Source organism: Azospirillum thiophilum, assembly GCF_001305595.1.
Lineage (GTDB): Bacteria > Pseudomonadota > Alphaproteobacteria > Azospirillales > Azospirillaceae > Azospirillum > Azospirillum thiophilum.
This window is the reverse complement of the sequence record NZ_CP012401.1, coordinates 100,382-117,212: the sequence shown is the minus strand read 5'-3', so window position 1 is coordinate 117,212 and position 16,831 is coordinate 100,382. Positions and strand designations below refer to the sequence as shown.

Here is a 16,831-nt window from a genome sequence, read left to right as displayed (position 1 = left end):
GTATGACGGATTATTATTTTGAACCTCGAGTGTAAAATATTGCTGCTCATTTTAAGAAATTAAATTTCCACCATTGATTGGAGCTCCGTCCAATTCGTTCGCCAGTGGCCCTGGATTCAATTGGAATCGCCGGAATCCCCTTCGAACAAAAAAGCCGGAGAGCGCCGTTTCGGGTGCTCTCCGGCTCAGGGAGGTTGCCGTCGGCCGGGGGGATGGACTCCCCGGTCGACGGGTGGGCTGGAACCGATGCCTGGGTGTTGCCGATCCTTGGCGGATCAGCGGATCAGGTCGAACGAGTAGTCGGTCTGACCGACGATGTTGGTGTTGGCGTCGATGTCCTCGAAGATGCGGTCGAGGATGCGCACCAGCACGTTCAGCGCGCCCTGGTAGCCCCAGGTCGGGTAGCGGTGGTGATGGTGACGGTCGAAGATCGGGTAGGTCAGGCGGATCAGCGGGATCTTGGTATCGCGTTCCAGATACTTGCCGTAGCTGTTGCCGATGATGTAGTCGACCTTGTCGGTGAAGACCAGCGAGCGCAGGTGCCACAGATCCTTGCCGCCATAGGCCTTGCCTGAGGCGCCGAAGGGCGAGCCGTCCAGAACCTTCTGGACCTGCTTCTCCCACTTCTTCGAGCCCGACGTCGACAGGATGTGGACCGGCTCGGCACCCAGCTCCAGCAGGAAGCGCGACATGCCGATGCAGAAGTCCGGGTCGCCGTAGACCGCGAAACGCTTGCCGTGCATGTGGGTGTGGCTGTCGGCGATGGCGTCGACCAGACGGCCGCGTTCCAGCTTCAGGCTGGCCGGGACCGGCTTGCCCGACAGTTCCGCCAGCTTCAGCAGCAGCTCGTCGGTGGCGGTCACGCCCATCGGGTAGTTGAACTTGGCGACGTCCTGGCCCTTCTCCTTGCAGAATTGCAGGGTCTGGGTCGTGTTGTACTCCTGCATGGAGATGGTGGCCTTGGCGTGGAGGGCCGCCTTGGTCTCCTCCACCGTGGTGCCGCCGTCATACATGCGGTACTCGCCGTCCATCGGCGTGTCGAAATTGTCGGACACGTCGGACAGGAGCTGGAGCTTCAGGCCGAACTCGCCGGCGATCCGCTTCAGTTCGCGGTTGTTGCCGACCGCGAAGCCGTCGAAGCCCGGGATCAGGTTGATCTGCTCGGTCTTGGGCGTGTCGAAATTCTCCGACGAACCCCAGAAATTGTTCAGGATCCCCTTGATCATGTTGTCGTAGCCGACGATGTGGCTGCCGACGAAGGCCGGAGTGTGGGCGTAGGGCACCGGGAAATCGGCCGGGACGCTGTCCTTGGTCTTGGCGTTGGCGATGAAGCCCTGCAGGTCGTCGCCGATGACTTCGGCCATGCAGGTGGTCATCACCGCGATCATCTTCGGCTTGTAGAGCGCATAGGCGTTCGCCAGGCCGTCGATCATGTTGTTCAGGCCGCCGAACACCGCCGCGTCTTCGGTCATCGACGAGGAGACCGCGCTGTTCGGCTCCTTGAAGTGACGGGTCAGGTGGGTGCGGTAATAGGCGACGCAGCCTTGGCTGCCATGGACGAAGGGCAGGGTGCCCTCGAAGCCCTGGGCGGCGAACATCGCGCCGATCGGCTGGCAGGCCTTGGTCGGGTTGATGACAACCGCTTCACGGGCGAAGTTCTTCGCCTTGTATTCCTCGGACTTGGTCCATTCGGAAACGCGGGCGACTTCTTCGTCCGAATGGCCGTATTCGAACTCGGCCTTCTTCTTCTCGAACATCGCCGCGTATTCGGGCTGACGGAAGAGCGTGTAGTGGTCGAGGACCTTGTCGGCGCTCTGCGAAAGCTTGTCGGTCATTCTCAAATTCTCCTGTTCCAGAGGCCGATGGTCAGAACGGCGCCTTCATCACGCCCCAGACGGGGTTGTTGATGGCGAGGTCCATGTCGCGGGCGAAGATCGCGAAGCCGTCATAGCCGTGATAGGGGCCCGAATAGTCCCAGCTGTGCATCTGGCGGAACGGCAGGCCCATCTTCTGGAACACGTATTTTTCCTTGATGCCCGACGCGACGAGGTCGGGACGGATCGCCTCGACGAACTTCTCCAGTTCGAACGCGGTGACGTCGTCGTAGATCAGCGTGCCTTCCTTCACATAGTGGGGCGTGCGCTGATAATCGTCGTTGTGGGCGAATTCGTAACCGGTGCCGATGATCTCCATGCCCAGGTCATGGTAGGCATCGACGACGTGGCGGGGACGCAGGCCGCCGACGTAGATCATGACCTTCTTGCCTTCGAGCCGCGTCCGGTACTTGGCGATGACCGCATCGACCATCGGCTGGTAACGGGCGATGACCTTCTCCGCATTCTCCTTGATCTTGTCGTCGAAGAGAGCGGCGATCTTGCGCAGGGACTCGGCGATCTGGCTCGGGCCGAAGAAGTTGTATTCCATCCAAGGAATATTGTACTTCTCTTCCATATGGCGCGCGATGTAGTTCATCGAGCGGTAGCAGTGGATCAGATTGACCTTGGCCTTCGGCGTGTTCTCCAGCTCGGCCATCGTGCCGTCGCCCGACCACTGGGCGATCACGCGCAGGCCGATCTCCTCCAGGAGGATGCGGGAGGACCAGGCGTCGCCACCGATGTTGTAGTCGCCGATGATGGTGACGTCATAGGGGGTGGAGACGAAGTCGGGCTTGGGCGAGGTCTTTTCGAACACCCAGTCGCGGATGGTGTCGTTGGCGATGTGGTGGCCCAGCGACTGGGACACGCCGCGGAAGCCTTCGCAGCGCACGGGGATGACCGGCTTGCCGATTTCCGCCGACTTGGCGCGGGCGACCGCCTCGATGTCGTCGCCGATCAGGCCGATCGGGCATTCCGACTGGATCGAGATGCCGTTCACCAGCGGGAACAGCTCGTTGATTTCCTCGATGACCTTGTGCAGCTTCTTGTCGCCGCCGAAGACGATGTCCTTCTCCTGGAAGTCGGAGGTGAAGTGCATCGTGCCCCAGCTGTCCACACCGGTATCGCCGATGTAGTAGTTGCGGCGGCCGGACCAGGAATAATAGCCGCAGCCCACGGGGCCGTGGGAGATGTGGATCATGTCCTTGATCGGACCCCACACCACGCCCTTGGAACCGGCGTAGGCGCACCCGCGGATCGTCATGACGCCGGGGATGGACTTGACGTTCGACTTGACGCCGCAATCCTTCGCCTCGGCCTCCAGCACGTTCAGGTGCTTGGCGCGGCGCTTGCGGGCCTTCTCGGGATAGGCTTCGAGGACTTCGTTGACGAGGTTCTTGACGTCGACCGTGGTGTTCTCGGACAGGCTCATAGCCGGCCTCCTGCTTGAATATTCGCGCCACTGCAGCGCGTGACCGAGCCCCTCCCTCCCACGCCGACGTCCCTATGGTCGTTGGGTCGACGTTGTGCGGGGCTGGGGAAAAGGGCCAGTGTTCAGGCGGTCCCCCCTGCCCGTAGGCAGGGGGGCCGGTAGGCAACCGTCGCTACGCCCGAGATCAGGCGCCGGCCTTCGCCGCTTCCTTGGCAGCCAGCTCGGCGAGCTGCTGCTCCTCGGTCTTCATGATGCCGAAGTCCATCAGCATCTCTTCCAGCTCTTCCATGGTGATCGGGGTCGGGATGCAACCCTGGCCCGAGTTCGCATGGATCTTGTTGGCGAGCGCGCGGTATTCGCCGGCCTGCTTGCTTTCCGGCGCATACTCGATGACCGTCATGCGGCGCAGCTCGGCATGCTGCACGATGTTGTCGCGCGGCACGAAGTGGATCAGCTTGGAGCCCAGGCGCTTGGCCAGCGCGTCGGCCAGATCCCATTCCTTGTCCGTCTGGCGCTCGTTGCAGATCAGGCCGCCGAGGCGGACGCCGCCGCTGTGCGCGTACTTCAGGATGCCCTTGGCGATGTTGTTGGCGGCGTAGAGCGCCATCATCTCGCCCGACATGACGATGTAGATTTCCTGGGCCTTGTTCTCGCGGATCGGCATCGCGAAACCGCCGCAGACCACGTCGCCCAGCACGTCGTAGGACACATAGTCCACGTCGTCGTAGGCGCCGTTCTCTTCCAGGAAGTTGATCGAGGTGATGACGCCGCGGCCGGCGCAGCCGACCCCCGGCTCCGGACCACCCGACTCGACGCACTTGATGTTCTTGTAGCCGACCTTGAGGACGTCCTCGAGCTCCAGATCCTCGACCGAGCCGGCCTCGGCGGCCAGATGCAGGACGGTGTCCTGGGCCTTTGCGTGCAGGATCAGGCGGGTCGAGTCGGCCTTCGGGTCGCAGCCGACGATCAGGATCTTCTGATCCAGCTCGACCAGCGCGGCCAGCGTGTTCTGAGAGGTGGTGGACTTGCCGATACCGCCCTTGCCGTAAAAGGCGATCTGACGCAGAGGCGCTTTGGCCATGTGGGTCGCTCCTGTGCTTGGGTCGTGGAAGGTTGCTTCGATCCGGTGCGGCCGGTTCGTGGCCGCTTCGGATTTCATGGATTGCACGACCCGTGCCAGAGCTGATAAAAATCGCAATCTATTGAAACATATGAATATTTTTCCGTATCGGGGGAGCGGACACCTTTGTCGGGGTCCCGACACATGCGACAAAGCCCGACATTTTGTCTGGTCTTTTGCGGCGGGGGGCGGCAAGGCGACGCGAACCCTGTTTTCCTACCGCGCCTCGCCCAGCGCCTCGGCCGCGACGACGATGCGGAGCGCCAGCTCCTCCACCGCCTCGTCACGGTCCATGTCGTAGAGGAGTTGCGCCAGCAGCCGGCCGCGGGCGACCAGCCGGCGGGCCAGCGCCCGATCGGCGGGTTTCGCCAGCAGCACTTCCACCAGCCGGTCGCCGGTCAGCCGCGCCAGCGCGTCGGCGCGTTCGATCAGCCGCTGCTTCAGCGTGTCGACCGCGGCTGGCCGGCCGGCGTGGCTCAGGTCGGCGCAGAAATAATGCAGGCTGCGCAACTGGCGCAGCAGGGCTGCGAACAGCAGGTCGTCCAGCCCGCCGCCGGCAGCGGCCTTTCCGACGAGATCGAACAAAGTGTCGGAAAGTCGCCATGCCGCCGACAGCCAGTCGTTCATCGCCTTGCGGTCGGCCGGCTCGACGAAGGGGCCGGACTCCTCCTTCGTCTCCTCCTGGTCGTCCAGGTTGCGGAGCGCGATGACGATCAGCCCGTCGGCCTGGGCCAGGGTTGCGAGGCTGGCGTGCAGCGCCTTCAGCCCGCGGTCGGCGACGAAGCCCTCGATCGCCTCGGTGGCGCGGTGCAGGGAATAGCGGGCCAGCCGCCGCGACTGGTAGACGACGTCCTGCACCGCGCTGCCGCTGCCCAGCACCTCCAGCACCATTCGCCGCACCTCGAACCGCAGCAGGGCGCGCGCCAGCCGGTCGATGCCGCCGACATCCACCGGGCGGCGCTCCCGGGTCAGCGCATCGGCGGTGGTGCGGGCGTCGGCCTCGATCGCCGCAACCACCGACTGGAGATGGGCCTTGCCGCCGCCGCGCATCCGGCCGATCAGCGCCCGCATCGCCTCGGCCAGATCGACGGCGTTCGGCAGGGTCTCGTCATGGTCGGTGCGGCCGGTAACCAGCCGGTCGATCAGGTGGTCGCGCACACCCGGCAGCAGCACGTCGGTGACGATCTGCCCGATCGGCCGCAGCAGCGCGTCGAGCATCCGGCCTGGCGGCTGTCCGACCAGGGCCGGCAGCGGGTTGACCGGCTTGGGCACCAGCCGCGGCCGGTGTGGCTCCAGCAATTCCAGCACGGCGTCGCCGCGCAGCGGCGTGATGGTGCCGCGCAGCAGCTGCGCCAGCCGCAGGGCGGTGCGCGCCTCGTCGCTGCCGCGCGGCGGGCGGCTGTCCGGCGTTGTCGGCTGGAGCGGTGGAGGGGAGGGGGGCGGGGGAGAGGTCTGACCAAGCGCGGGGGTGGCGCGTCGGCGCTGGCTGTCGTCATACTTGGTCGGCCAGAAGGCCATGCGTGTGCCGCCGGATCTTGAGCGTCGCTTTACTGAGTATGGGGGCCGGATGGTTCGGCTTCAAACGGACAATAGTGCGACATGCGGCGACGCGCCTCTGTCGGGCTGCGCAGCAGGAGGCTTGGCGCGCGCCGGATTCCACATTATCCATATAAAAATTGGTGACATTCGGACGGAGCGGACGGGCGTGGCGGACGGGGCGGTGATGCGGGATGCGAAAGGTCGGCCGGTCGATCCGGACTCGCCGCTGGCGCTGCGCACCCACCGCACCAATCTGGTCAATGTGCCGGCCGCCGCCCTGTGCGGCGAGGCCTACAACGACGAGCCGCGGCGGTTGCGCATCGGCGCCACCCGCAGCGAGCATGCGGCCCTGTTCGAGGCGCTGGACGAAAGCCGCAACGCGCTGTCCGCATCGGATGTCTTTCAGCGCTACATGGCGGGCATCTTCGGGGTCAATCCGGATTTCTCCGGGTCGGAAGGGCCGGACGGCAAGCGGCGTTTCCGCGCCAGCTACCTGCGCCTGCTGAAGGGCTGGATGTTCGACAGCAACCTGGCGGAAGGGGCGGTGCTGAAGGGTTGGGTCGAGAGCCGGTTCGGCCTGCTGCCCACCTTCCACCGCGAGCCGATCCGCCGCTTTGCCTCCGACGCCTGGACGGCCTATGGCGAGGAGAAGCAGTCGACCCGCTTCCACAACAACAACATCCACCTGCAGCTCGACCTGCTGTACGAGTTCTGCCAGTGGACGATCCGCCGCGGCTGGCCGGAGGCGCCGATGCCCAACTGGGCGTCGCACATCCGGCTGTACCGGGGCGTCAACGATTTCGAGGAACACCACATCGTCGCGCGGCCGGACAAGCGGACGGCGGTGCTGCGGCTGAACAACCTGTGTTCCTTCTCGATAAACCGCGACATCGCCGGCCAGTTCGGCGACTACATCCTCGACGCCTGGGTGCCTTTGCCCAAGGTGGTGTTCTTCCGCGACATTCTGCCGCGCTATCCTTTCCAGGGCGAAGGGGAGTATCTGGTGATTGGCGGGGATTACCGGGTGGGTGTGTCGCTTCTCTGACAACTCACGTCCGGCTGCGGTCGCATGGCCGCTTGCAGGGCGCACCAGGAAAGGGCGGGCTTATCGCCCCATGGCATGACCGATCCGACCAGTTTCACGCCCCAAATCCCGCCGGACATCCGGTCCAGGGCCTTGGGCGCCTATCTCGGCCTGGCCTGCGGCGACGCGCTGGGCGCCACCGTGGAATTCCTGACCAAGGGAGAGATCGCCCACCAGTACGGCGTCCACAAGCACATCAAGGGCGGCGGCTGGCTGAAGCTGCCCGCCGGGCAAGTGACCGACGACACCGAGATGTCGCTGCATCTCGGCCGCGCCATCCTGTCCGGGCCGGACTGGGACGCCCGCCGAGCCGCCGAGGAGTTCGCCATCTGGCTGAAATCGGTGCCGGTCGATGTCGGCGACACGACGCGCCGCGGCATCCGCCGCTTCATCATGCATGGCACCCTGGAGGAGCCGGAGTCGGAGTACCATGCCGGCAACGGGGCGGCGATGCGCAACCTGCCGGTGGCGCTGGCGACGCTGGGCGACGATGCGGCGTTCGAACGCTGGTCGGTCGAACAGTCGCGCATCACCCACTGCAACCAGCTGTCCGATTCCGCGGTGATCGCGCTCGGCCGGATGGTGCAGCGGCTGGTGCGGGGCGGCGGCATCGTCGCGGCGCGGGAGGAGGCGAACGCGCTGATCGCCCGACACCGCCAGTTCAAGTTCGAGCCCTACCGCGGCCTGTCCACCGCCTTCGTCGTCGATACGGTTCAGACGGTCTTCCACTATTACTTCCAGACCGATTCGGTCGAATCCTGCGTGGTGGAGACGGTGAACCAGGGGGGCGACGCCGACACCACCGGCGCCATCGCCGGCATGCTGGCCGGCGCCACCTATGGCGTGGAGTCGATCCCGTCGCGCTGGCTGCGCAAGCTGGACCGCAAGGTGTATGACGAGATTTGTCAGCAAACCGACGCGCTGCTGGCCCGCGCGCCGCTGTTCGGAAAGGAATGACCGATGGCCGACGTGACCTTCTTCGAGAAACCCGGCTGCGGCGGCAACGCCCGGCAGAAGGCGATGCTGGAACAGGCCGGACATCGGGTGATCGCCCGCGACCTGTTGTCCGAACCCTGGACGCCCGGAACGCTGCGCCCCTTCTTCGGCGACCGGCCGGTGGCGGACTGGTTCAACCGCGCCGCGCCTGCGGTGAAGAGCGGCGAGGTGGTACCGGAGGCGCTGGACGAGGCGTCGGCGCTGGCCGCCATGGTCGAACGCCCGCTATTGATCCGCCGGCCGCTGATGCAGGTCGGCGACCGCCGCGACTGCGGTTTCGAGACCGACCGGGTCAATGCCTGGATCGGGCTGGCCGGTGCGGCGCCGGCCGGCGGGGCGATGGAGGGATGCCTGCGGCCCGACATGCCGCCCTGTCCGAAGCCGGCGGTGTAGCTCCCGTCGCGGCCGCAGGGCGCAAGTCGAAAGGTGACGCCGTCCGCCGCCTGTCGTAGCTTGTGCGCCCAGAGGCGAACGACAAGCGGCAGGCGAGGATACCATGTGCGAACTCCTGGGCATGAGCGCCAACGTGCCCACGGACATCTGCTTCAGCTTCGCCGGGCTGATGCGGCGGGGCGGGGCGACCGGGCCGCACCGCGACGGCTGGGGCATCGCCTTCTACGAGGGCAAGGGCTGCCGCAGCTTCCACGATCCGTCTCCCAGCAGCGAATCGGAGATCGCCCGGCTGGTCAGCCAATATTCGATCAAGTCCTGCACGGTGATCTCGCACATCCGCCGCGCCAACCGCGGCCGGGTGTCGCTGGAGAACACCCACCCCTTCACCCGAGAATTGTGGGGGCGGGTGTGGACCTTCGCCCACAATGGCCAGTTGAAGGGCGTAAAGGACCGTATGCTCACCTTCTACGAGCCGGTCGGCACCACCGACAGCGAGCATGCCTTCTGCTGGCTGCTCGACCAGATCCGCATGCAGTATCCGGAGCCGCCGAAGACGACCGCCGGGCTGATGAAGCTGATCCGTCATCTCGCCGCCGACCTGGGGTCTCTCGGCGTGTTCAACATGCTGCTCAGCGACGGGCGCACCCTGTGGTGCCACTGCGCCACCAACCTCGCCTGGCTGACCCGCAAGGCGCCCTTCGGTGCCGCCACCCTGGTCGATGCCGACATGAGCATCGATTTCTCCAAGGAGACGACGCCGAACGACGTCGTCACCGTCATTGCCACCCGTCCGCTGACCCGCGACGAGGCGTGGACGGTGATGCAGCCCGGACAGATGGCGGTCTTCCGCGGCGGACATCTGGTCACGCGCTGATCCGGGCTGGCGATTGTTGCGTCGTATGAAACGATCTTTCGCGCACAGCCCGGCTTAACCGCCGGGAAACATTGGAGCATCTTGGGCGTCAGAAACCGGCCGGGACCGACGGCCGCAACAACCAAGAGGCTCCTTCCGCCATGACCACGATCCTGCATGTCGACTCCAGCCCGCTCGGCACCGCCTCCGTCACCCGCCAGTTGACCGCCTCCATCGTCGAAGCCCTGGTGAAGGCCGATCCGGCGGCCACCTTGGTCGCCCGCGACGTCGCCGCCAACCCGCCGGCCCATCTGGACGGCGAGCTGCTGCAGGTCGTCAAGCTCGGCAGCCGTGAGGGGTTGAGCGACCGCCAGCGCGACGAGCTGGCCCTGAGCGATGCACTGGTCGAAGAGTTCCTGGCCGCCGATGTCGTGGTGGTCGGCGCGCCGATGTATAATTTCTCGATCCCGACCCAGCTGAAGGCCTGGATCGACCGCCTCGCCCAGGCCGGCCGCACCTTCCGCTATACCGAGAAGGGCCCCGAGGGTCTGGCCGGCGGCAAGCGCGTGATCGTGGCGTCGGGCCGCGGTGGCGTCTATTCGACCAATCCGGCGCTGGCCGGCCTCGACCATCAGGAAGCCTATCTGCGCACTGTGTTCGGTTTCTTCGGCATCACCGACGTGACCTTCATCCGCGCCGAGGGCATCGGCATGGGCCCGGAGGCCAAGGACAAGGCGCTGGCCGGTGCCGCCAAGGAGATCGAGGGTCTGCTGATCGCGGCTTGAGGCCGAGGGGCGTCGACAGTCCTGCAAAGCTCCCGCCCCCTCTCCCACCGAAGGTGGGGGAGGGATGGGGAGGGGGCACCCGTAGCCGACACTCTCCCTACTGGAACGCCACCTCCGCCAGGCTGCGCAGCTTGCGGGAATGCAGCGTCTCCATCCCGTGCTCGCGCAGCAACTCCATCGCCAGCACACCGATCTTCAGATGCTGGTCGACCCGCTCGCGATAGAAGCGGTCGGCCATGCCCGGCAGCTTCAACTGCCCATGCATCGGCTTGTCCGACACGCACAGCAACGTCCCGTACGGCACGCGGAAGCGGAAGCCGTTGGCGGCGATCGTCGCGCTTTCCATGTCCAGCGCGATGGCGCGGCTCTGGCTGAACCGCATCAGCGGTTCGCGGTGGTCGCGCAGCTCCCAGTTCCGGTTGTCGATGGTGGCGACGGTGCCGGTGCGCATGATGCCCTTCAGGTCGAACCCCGACAGGCCGGTCACCCGCTCCACCGCGGTCTCCAAGGCGCGCTGCACCTCGGCCAGAGCCGGCACCGGGACCCACAGTGGCAGGTCGGCGTCCAGCACATGGTCCTCGCGGACATAGCCGTGGGCCAGCACATAGTCGCCCAGCCGCTGGGTGTGGCGCAGGCCGGCGCAGTGGCCAAGCATCAGCCACGCATGCGGGCGCAGCACTGCGATATGGTCGGTGATGGTCTTGGCGTTGGACGGGCCGACACCGATGTTGACCAGGGTGATGCCGTTGCCGTCCGGCCGTTTCAGGTGGTAGGCCGGCATCTGCGGCATGCGCGTCAGCTTGACGGAGGCGACGTCCGCCGCCGCGCCGCCCAGGTTCAGGTTGGCGGTGACGATGTCGCCCGGCTCGACGAAGCTGTCATATTGGGCGCGATAGGCGGCCAGTTCGGCGTCGCCGGTAGGCTCCATGATCTCGCGCGACAGGCGGATGAACTCGTCGACATAGAACTGGTAGTTGGTGAACAGGACGAAGTTCTGGAAATGCTCCGGCGCCGTCGCCGTGTAGTGACGCAGCCGGTGCAGCGAGAAATCCACCCGCGGCGCAGTGAACAGCGCCAACGGCTTCACCGCGTCCAGCCCGGTGTCGCAGGTGCCGTTGACGATGGTGTCGTCCATCCGCGCCAGATCGGGCAGGTCGAACAGGTCGGGCAACTTGGTCAGCCGGTCCGGCGGCAGGTCGCCTTCGACATACATGCCTTGGGGAAAGGCGAAATGGATCGGGATCGGCTCCTCGCTGACGCCGACCTCCAGCGGAACGTCGTGGTTGCGCAGCAGCAGCGTGAACTGTTCCAGAAGATAGCGCTCGAACAGGTCGGGCCGCGTCACCGTGGTCGAATGGACGCCGACGCCCTCGACGAAGCCATAGGACAGCCGGGTATCGGCCGCGGCTCCGGAGATCGCCGTCAGCCGGACGTAAGGATAGCAGGCCCGGTTCCGTCCGCCTTCCTCCTCGCCCTGGGTGTAGGCGGCGAAGCGGTCGCGCAGGAAGACGGTGTTGCGCTCATAGATGTCGCGCACGCAGGCCAGTGCTGCTTTGGCATCGGTGAAACGCCCGGCCGACCCGGGCTGGAGCGGGGCTTTCTCAGTCATGCCTACGAAGATGGAGTACGAACGACCGGCTGGGAAGGCCGAATTTCGGCCGACCCACCGTCGGTGCACCCATCCCTACCCATGGGGATGAGGGCGGATCACTCCGCGTTCAGACCCATCAGCGATTTGGCAAAGGCGTCGGCGTCGAAGGGGCGCAGGTCGTAGACGCCCTCGCCGACGCCGATGGCGTGGACCGGGATCTTGAACTTCTCCGCCAGCGAGACCAGCACGCCGCCGCGGGCCGATCCGTCGAGCTTGGTCAGGATCAGGCCGTTGACGTTGACCATGTCGCGGAAGATCTCGACCTGGCTGTGCGCGTTCTGGCCGGTGGTGGCGTCCAGCGTCAGAAGGGTGGTGTGCGGTGCCGTTTCGTCCAGCTTCTTGATGACGCGGACGATCTTGCGCAGTTCCTCCATCAGGCCGGTCTTGTTCTGCAGGCGGCCGGCGGTGTCGATCAGCAGCACGTCGACCTTCTCCGCCCGTGCCCGCTCCAGCGCCTCATAGGCCAGCCCGGCGGCGTCCGCCCCGGTGTCGCGGGCGACGACCGGGCAGCCGGTGCGCTCGCCCCAGATCTTCAGCTGGCTGACGGCGGCGGCGCGGAAGGTGTCGCCGGCCGCCAGCATCACGCTCTTGCCCTCCGCCTTGAACTGGCGGGCGAGCTTGCCGATGGTGGTGGTCTTGCCGGTGCCGTTCACGCCGACGACCAGGATGACATGCGGTTTCAGCGCCGGGTCGAGCAGCAGAGGCCGGGCGACCGGGCCGACGATCTTCGCCACTTCGGCGGCGAGCGTCGACTTGACCTCCTCCGGCGAGACCTCCTTGCCGAAGCGGGTGCGCGCCAGTTCCGCCGTCACCTTTGCCGCGGTGGCGGGCCCGAGGTCGGCGGTGATCAGCAACTCTTCCAGCTCCTCCAGCGCCTCGTCGTCCAGCTTGCGCTTGGTGAAGATGCTGGTGATGCCGTCGGTCAGCTTGGAGGAGGACTTCGACAGCCCTTCCTTCAGCTTGGCGAACCAGCCTTTCTTGCTCGGCGGCACCTCTTCGGCGGCCGGGGCCGGGACTTGGACAGCGGCCGGCGCGGGAGCGGGCGGCAGTTCGGGAACCGGTTCCGGTTCGGGTGCCGGGGGCGCCGCCGGGAGAACGGGGGCAGCCGGCACTGTCGGCGGAACGGGAACGACCGGCACCGCCGGCGCAGGGGCGGGCGCCGGCGTTTCGACGCGGGGCGGGACGGGCTCCACCTCCGGCTGCGGCTCCACCTCCGGTGCGGGCGTGGCGGACTCGAGCCCTGCCGATTCGTCCTGCGCCGCCTCGTCCTTGGGAGCGGTCTCTTCGGGCTTCTTGCGGCCGAACCAGCGGAAAATCATGGAGTGTCCACTATGAGAGAGGTCAGAGCGGTGCGCCGGTCAGCACGCCGTTCTCGACGCCGGTGATGGCGGCGGGCACCAGCGAGCCGGGCGGGAAAATCCGGCCGAGACGGATCGCGGCGAAATGCTCCGTGCGGCCCAGATCGTCCTTCTCCACCAGCACCGTCGCGTTGCGGCCGACGAGGCTCGCCAGCTTGCCGGCCTCCGCCGTTTCACCGGCGGCGCGCAGGCGGGCGGCGCGCTCCTTGCGGACGGCACCGTCGACCTGCGGCATGCGGGCGGCCGGCGTGCCTGGGCGCGGGCTGTAGGGGAAGACATGCAGCCAGGTCAGGCCGCATTCCTCCACCAGCCGCAGGGTGTTCTGGAACATCTCCTCGGTCTCGGTCGGGAAACCGGCGATGAAGTCGGCGCCGAACACCACGTCGGGGCGGATGCGGCGCACCCGCTCGCAGAAGGCGATGGCATCGGCGCGGCCGTGGCGGCGCTTCATCCGCTTCAAAACCATGTCGTCGCCAGCCTGGAGCGACAGGTGCAGGTGCGGCATCAGGCGAGGCTCGGTCTCGATCAGGCGCCAGAGGTCGTCGTCCATCTCGATGCAGTCGAGCGAGGACAGGCGCAGCCGCGGCAGTTCCGGCACGCAGGCCAGCAACCGGCGCACCATCTGCCCGAGCGAGGGCGCCCCGGGCAGGTCGGGGCCGTAGCTGGTGATGTCGACACCGGACAGCACCACCTCGTTGTAGCCGGCCTTCACCAGCGCCTGCACCTGCTCGACGATGCCGCCGATGGGGACGGAGCGGGAGGGCCCTCGGCCATAGGGAATGATGCAGAAGGTGCAGCGGTGGTCGCAGCCCTGCTGAACCTGGACGAAGGCGCGGGCACGGTCCTCGAACCCGCCGATCAGGTGGCCGGCGGTTTCCTTCACCGACATGATGTCGTTGACCAGCACCTTTTCGGTCGGCGGCAGGCCCCAGCTTTCCGGCTGCAGCTTTTCCTGGTTGCCCAGGACCTGATCGACCTCCGGCATGGCGGCGAAGCGCTGCGGGTCGATCTGGGCCGCGCAGCCGGTGACGACGATGCGGGCGTCGGGCCGCTCGCGGCGCAGCTTGCGGATGGTCTGCCGCGCCTGCCGCTCCGCTTCCGAGGTCACCGCGCAGGTGTTGACGATCACCACGTCGTCCAGCCCGGCGCTGCGCACATGGTTGCGCATCACCTCGGATTCGTAGCTGTTCAGGCGGCAGCCGAAGGTGACGATCTCGGGGCCGGCCTGCGTCGTGCTGTCGGTGCCGTCGCTCATGCTGACGCCAGTTCGGCGGACAGCCGGCCGCTGAAGCTCAAGGCCACCGGTCCGGTCATCAGAACGCGGTCTTCCCCGGTCCACTCGATGGTCAGGGTGCCGCCGTCGAGCAGGATGTCGGCCTTGCGCCCGGTCAGGCCGCGGCGGGCCGCCGCCACCAGCGTGGCGCAGGCGCCGGTGCCGCAGGCCTGGGTGATGCCGGCGCCGCGCTCCCACACCCGCATGCGGATGGCGGTGGGTGACAGCACCTGGGCGAATTCGATGTTGGCGCGTTCGGGGAAAGCGGGGTGGTTCTCGAACACCGGACCGACCTCGGTCAGCGGCACCGCCTCGGCGTCGTCGACGAAGAAGACGGCGTGGGGGTTGCCCATGCTGACCGCGACCGGAGCGGCGAAGCCGCCATGCTCCACGGTTTCGACCCGCAGCGTGTCGGTGGGGGTGGCCAGCGGAATCGCCGCCCAGTCCAGCCGGGGAGCGCCCATGTCCACGGTGATGCGGCCGTTGTCGGCGCGGGAGGCGTGCAGCAGGCCCGCTTCGGTCTGGAAGCTGGTGCGGTCGCGTCCGCTCTCGGTCATCAGCAGCCAGCCGACGCAGCGCGAAGCGTTGCCGCAGGCCCCGACCTCGCTGCCGTCGGCATTGTGGATGCGCATGAAGGCATCGGCGCCCGGCGCGTCCGTGTGTTCCAGGATGATGAACTGGTCGCAGCCCACGCCGGTCTTGCGGTCGGCGATGGCGCGCACCTCCGCACCCGACGGGCGGTAGGGTTCGGAACGGGCGTCGATCACGACGAAGTCGTTGCCGAGGCCGTGCATCTTCAGGAATTCGCGGGTCATGGCCGCCGTTATATGGCGAGCGGCGGGGATAAGTCCATAAGGCGCCGCGCAAGGCAGAATCGCAGGCGCCCACTCCTCGGGGGAGCGACGGTCACGCCCCCTTGAACACCAGATGCTTCGACGCCGCGAAGTTGAAGAACATGCCGGCGATCGACCCGGCGGCCACCGCCAGGAACGGATGCTCGGCAATCAGCTGCACACCGGATTCCAGCCCGACCGACACGCCGTAATTGATCACGCCGCCGATGGCGTTGGCGGCGATGAACTTGGCCCACTGGCGATGCAGCGGCTCAACGGCCGCACCGCGGAAGGTGAAGGCGCGGTTCAGTGCCCAGGTCGCCGTCGCCGCGGCGAAGAACGAGGGAATGCGGGCGGCGAAGAACTCCAGCCCCAGCGCCAGCCCGGCGTAGAGCACCGCCGTGTCGACCGCCAGCCCGACGATGCCGACCGCGCCGAACTTGGCGAACTGCACCCCGAGCCGGCCGAGCCGGCTGTCCAGCACTCCGGCCACCGTGTCGCTCAACCTGCCGCTCACCGCCGCGTGCCTGGTTGGGCGAGCGGCGGGTGGTTGCCCGGCGCGCGCTGCGACAGATAGTGCATGCGCTTGGCCTCGCGGCGGCCATGGGTGACGGTGTCGAGGATCAGGCCGCAGGTCAGGCTGAGGAAGCCCAGCAGCATCAGCCCGGTGGCGAGCAGGGCCGTTGGGAAGCGCGGGACCAGACCGGTTTCGAAATAGGTGGCGATGACCGGCACGCCCAGCACCATCGACAGCAGCGCCAGCAGACCGAACAGGGCGGAGAAGAAGGGCAGCGGCCGCTCCTCCTTCACCAGCATGACGATGGCGCGCAGGATACGGATGCCGTCGCGGATGGTGTTGAGCTTGCTGTGCGACCCGGGCGGGCGGTCCTTGTAGGGGGTCTTCACCTCGGCGATCGGCATGCGCAGCTCCAGCGCATGGACGGTCAGTTCCGTTTCGGTCTCGAAACCACTGGCCAGCGCCGGGAAGGACTTGACGAAGCGGCGCGAGAAGACCCGGTAGCCCGACAGCATGTCGCCGATGCGGCTGCCGAAGATCCTGGCGACCATGCCGGTCAGCACCAGATTGCCGAAGCGGTGGCCGGGGCGGTAGGCGGCGACGATCTCGGTCACCCGCGCGCCGTTGACCATGTCCAACTGCTCGTCCCACAGCCGCTTCACCAGCAACGGGGCGCTGGCCGCATGGTAGGTGTCGTCGCCGTCGACCAGCACATACACGTCCGCCTCGATGTCGGCGAACATGCGGCGCATGACGTTGCCTTTGCCCTGCAGCGGCTCGCTGCGGACCACCGCGCCCGCGGCCCGCGCGACCTCCACCGTCCTGTCCTTGGAGTTGTTGTCGTAGACGTAGACGATGGCGTCCGGCAGCGCGGCGCGGAAGTCGCGCACCACCGAGCCGATGGCCGCCTCTTCGTTGTAGCAGGGGATCAGCACCGCGATGGTCGGAGCCGGGCCCGTTTCGGCGGCGGTCATCGGCGTTCCCGATTCGGTGCTGCCCGGGTCGCTGCCGGCGATGGGGGCGGGGCGGCCGATGGTCGATACGGTCATGGTGCGGACTTCGGGCTCGGAAGGGGACTGCGGGGCTGGCGCGGCGATCACGGGTGATAAACAGCACAAACCGG

General features: G+C 66.9%; 15 protein-coding genes. 5 read left to right on the top strand and 10 right to left on the bottom strand.

What is annotated here, in order from left to right:
• Window positions 1–275 precede the first annotated feature (275 nt).
• From nifK to AL072_RS00475, 4 genes are all read right to left on the bottom strand, one after another.
• A complete protein-coding gene (gene nifK, locus AL072_RS00490) occupies window positions 276–1,835 on the bottom strand; it encodes a nitrogenase molybdenum-iron protein subunit beta (protein WP_045581963.1) in 1,560 nt (519 codons plus the stop codon).
• A gap of 31 nt (window positions 1,836–1,866) precedes the next feature.
• Window positions 1,867–3,306 (bottom strand): nitrogenase molybdenum-iron protein alpha chain, encoded by a 1,440-nt coding sequence (nifD, locus tag AL072_RS00485; protein ID WP_045581964.1) that lies wholly within the window; start codon window positions 3,304–3,306, stop codon window positions 1,867–1,869.
• 184 nt (window positions 3,307–3,490) lie between these two features.
• The gene (gene nifH, locus AL072_RS00480; RefSeq protein ID WP_045581965.1) at window positions 3,491–4,387 is read right to left on the bottom strand and encodes a nitrogenase iron protein; all 897 of its coding nucleotides are present in this window, start codon (window positions 4,385–4,387) and stop codon (window positions 3,491–3,493) included.
• A 255-nt stretch (window positions 4,388–4,642) separates the two neighbouring features.
• Window positions 4,643–5,944 (bottom strand): hypothetical protein, encoded by a 1,302-nt coding sequence (locus tag AL072_RS00475; protein ID WP_045581966.1) that lies wholly within the window; start codon window positions 5,942–5,944, stop codon window positions 4,643–4,645.
• Window positions 5,945–6,131: 187 nt separating this feature from the next.
• On the opposite strand from AL072_RS00475, the gene AL072_RS00470 reads away from it, so the two are divergent.
• From AL072_RS00470 to AL072_RS00450, 5 genes are all read left to right on the top strand, one after another.
• Window positions 6,132–7,010 (top strand): NAD(+)--dinitrogen-reductase ADP-D-ribosyltransferase, encoded by an 879-nt coding sequence (locus AL072_RS00470; protein WP_082108921.1) that lies wholly within the window; start codon window positions 6,132–6,134, stop codon window positions 7,008–7,010.
• 75 nt (window positions 7,011–7,085) lie between these two features.
• Window positions 7,086–8,006 carry an ADP-ribosyl-[dinitrogen reductase] hydrolase gene (draG, locus tag AL072_RS00465; RefSeq protein ID WP_045581967.1) on the top strand — a complete coding sequence of 307 codons (921 nt, stop codon included), beginning with the start codon at window positions 7,086–7,088 and terminating at the stop codon, window positions 8,004–8,006.
• 3 nt (window positions 8,007–8,009) lie between these two features.
• Entirely contained in the window at window positions 8,010–8,438 is a 429-nt protein-coding gene (locus AL072_RS00460; protein WP_045581968.1) for an ArsC/Spx/MgsR family protein, read from the top strand.
• Window positions 8,439–8,541: 103 nt separating this feature from the next.
• Window positions 8,542–9,312, top strand: a complete 771-nt coding sequence (locus AL072_RS00455; protein ID WP_045581969.1) for a class II glutamine amidotransferase — start codon at window positions 8,542–8,544, stop codon at window positions 9,310–9,312.
• Window positions 9,313–9,452: 140 nt separating this feature from the next.
• Window positions 9,453–10,076: an FMN-dependent NADH-azoreductase gene (locus AL072_RS00450; protein ID WP_045581970.1), complete on the top strand. Its 624-nt coding sequence runs from the start codon at window positions 9,453–9,455 to the stop codon at window positions 10,074–10,076.
• 97 nt (window positions 10,077–10,173) lie between these two features.
• Here AL072_RS00450 and AL072_RS00445 read toward each other — a convergent pair whose 3' ends face one another.
• From AL072_RS00445 to AL072_RS00420, 6 genes are all read right to left on the bottom strand, one after another.
• Window positions 10,174–11,685, bottom strand: a complete 1,512-nt coding sequence (locus AL072_RS00445; RefSeq protein ID WP_045581971.1) for an AMP nucleosidase — start codon at window positions 11,683–11,685, stop codon at window positions 10,174–10,176.
• Between the two features lie 98 nt (window positions 11,686–11,783).
• Complete coding sequence (gene ftsY, locus AL072_RS00440; RefSeq protein ID WP_082108922.1) at window positions 11,784–13,046, bottom strand: signal recognition particle-docking protein FtsY; 1,263 nt, start codon at window positions 13,044–13,046, stop codon at window positions 11,784–11,786.
• A 22-nt stretch (window positions 13,047–13,068) separates the two neighbouring features.
• Window positions 13,069–14,340 carry a tRNA (N(6)-L-threonylcarbamoyladenosine(37)-C(2))-methylthiotransferase MtaB gene (gene mtaB, locus AL072_RS00435; RefSeq protein ID WP_045581972.1) on the bottom strand — a complete coding sequence of 424 codons (1,272 nt, stop codon included), beginning with the start codon at window positions 14,338–14,340 and terminating at the stop codon, window positions 13,069–13,071.
• The gene (dapF, locus tag AL072_RS00430) at window positions 14,337–15,173 is read right to left on the bottom strand and encodes a diaminopimelate epimerase (protein WP_045581973.1); all 837 of its coding nucleotides are present in this window, start codon (window positions 15,171–15,173) and stop codon (window positions 14,337–14,339) included. The genes mtaB and dapF overlap by 4 nt, the downstream gene beginning before the upstream one ends.
• Before the next feature lie 91 nt (window positions 15,174–15,264).
• Window positions 15,265–15,696 (bottom strand): GtrA family protein, encoded by a 432-nt coding sequence (locus AL072_RS00425; RefSeq protein ID WP_045581974.1) that lies wholly within the window; start codon window positions 15,694–15,696, stop codon window positions 15,265–15,267.
• Between the two features lie 8 nt (window positions 15,697–15,704).
• Window positions 15,705–16,757, bottom strand: coding sequence for a glycosyltransferase family 2 protein (locus AL072_RS00420; RefSeq protein WP_082108923.1), 1,053 nt, complete (start codon window positions 16,755–16,757; stop codon window positions 15,705–15,707).
• Window positions 16,758–16,831: the final 74 nt, after the last annotated feature.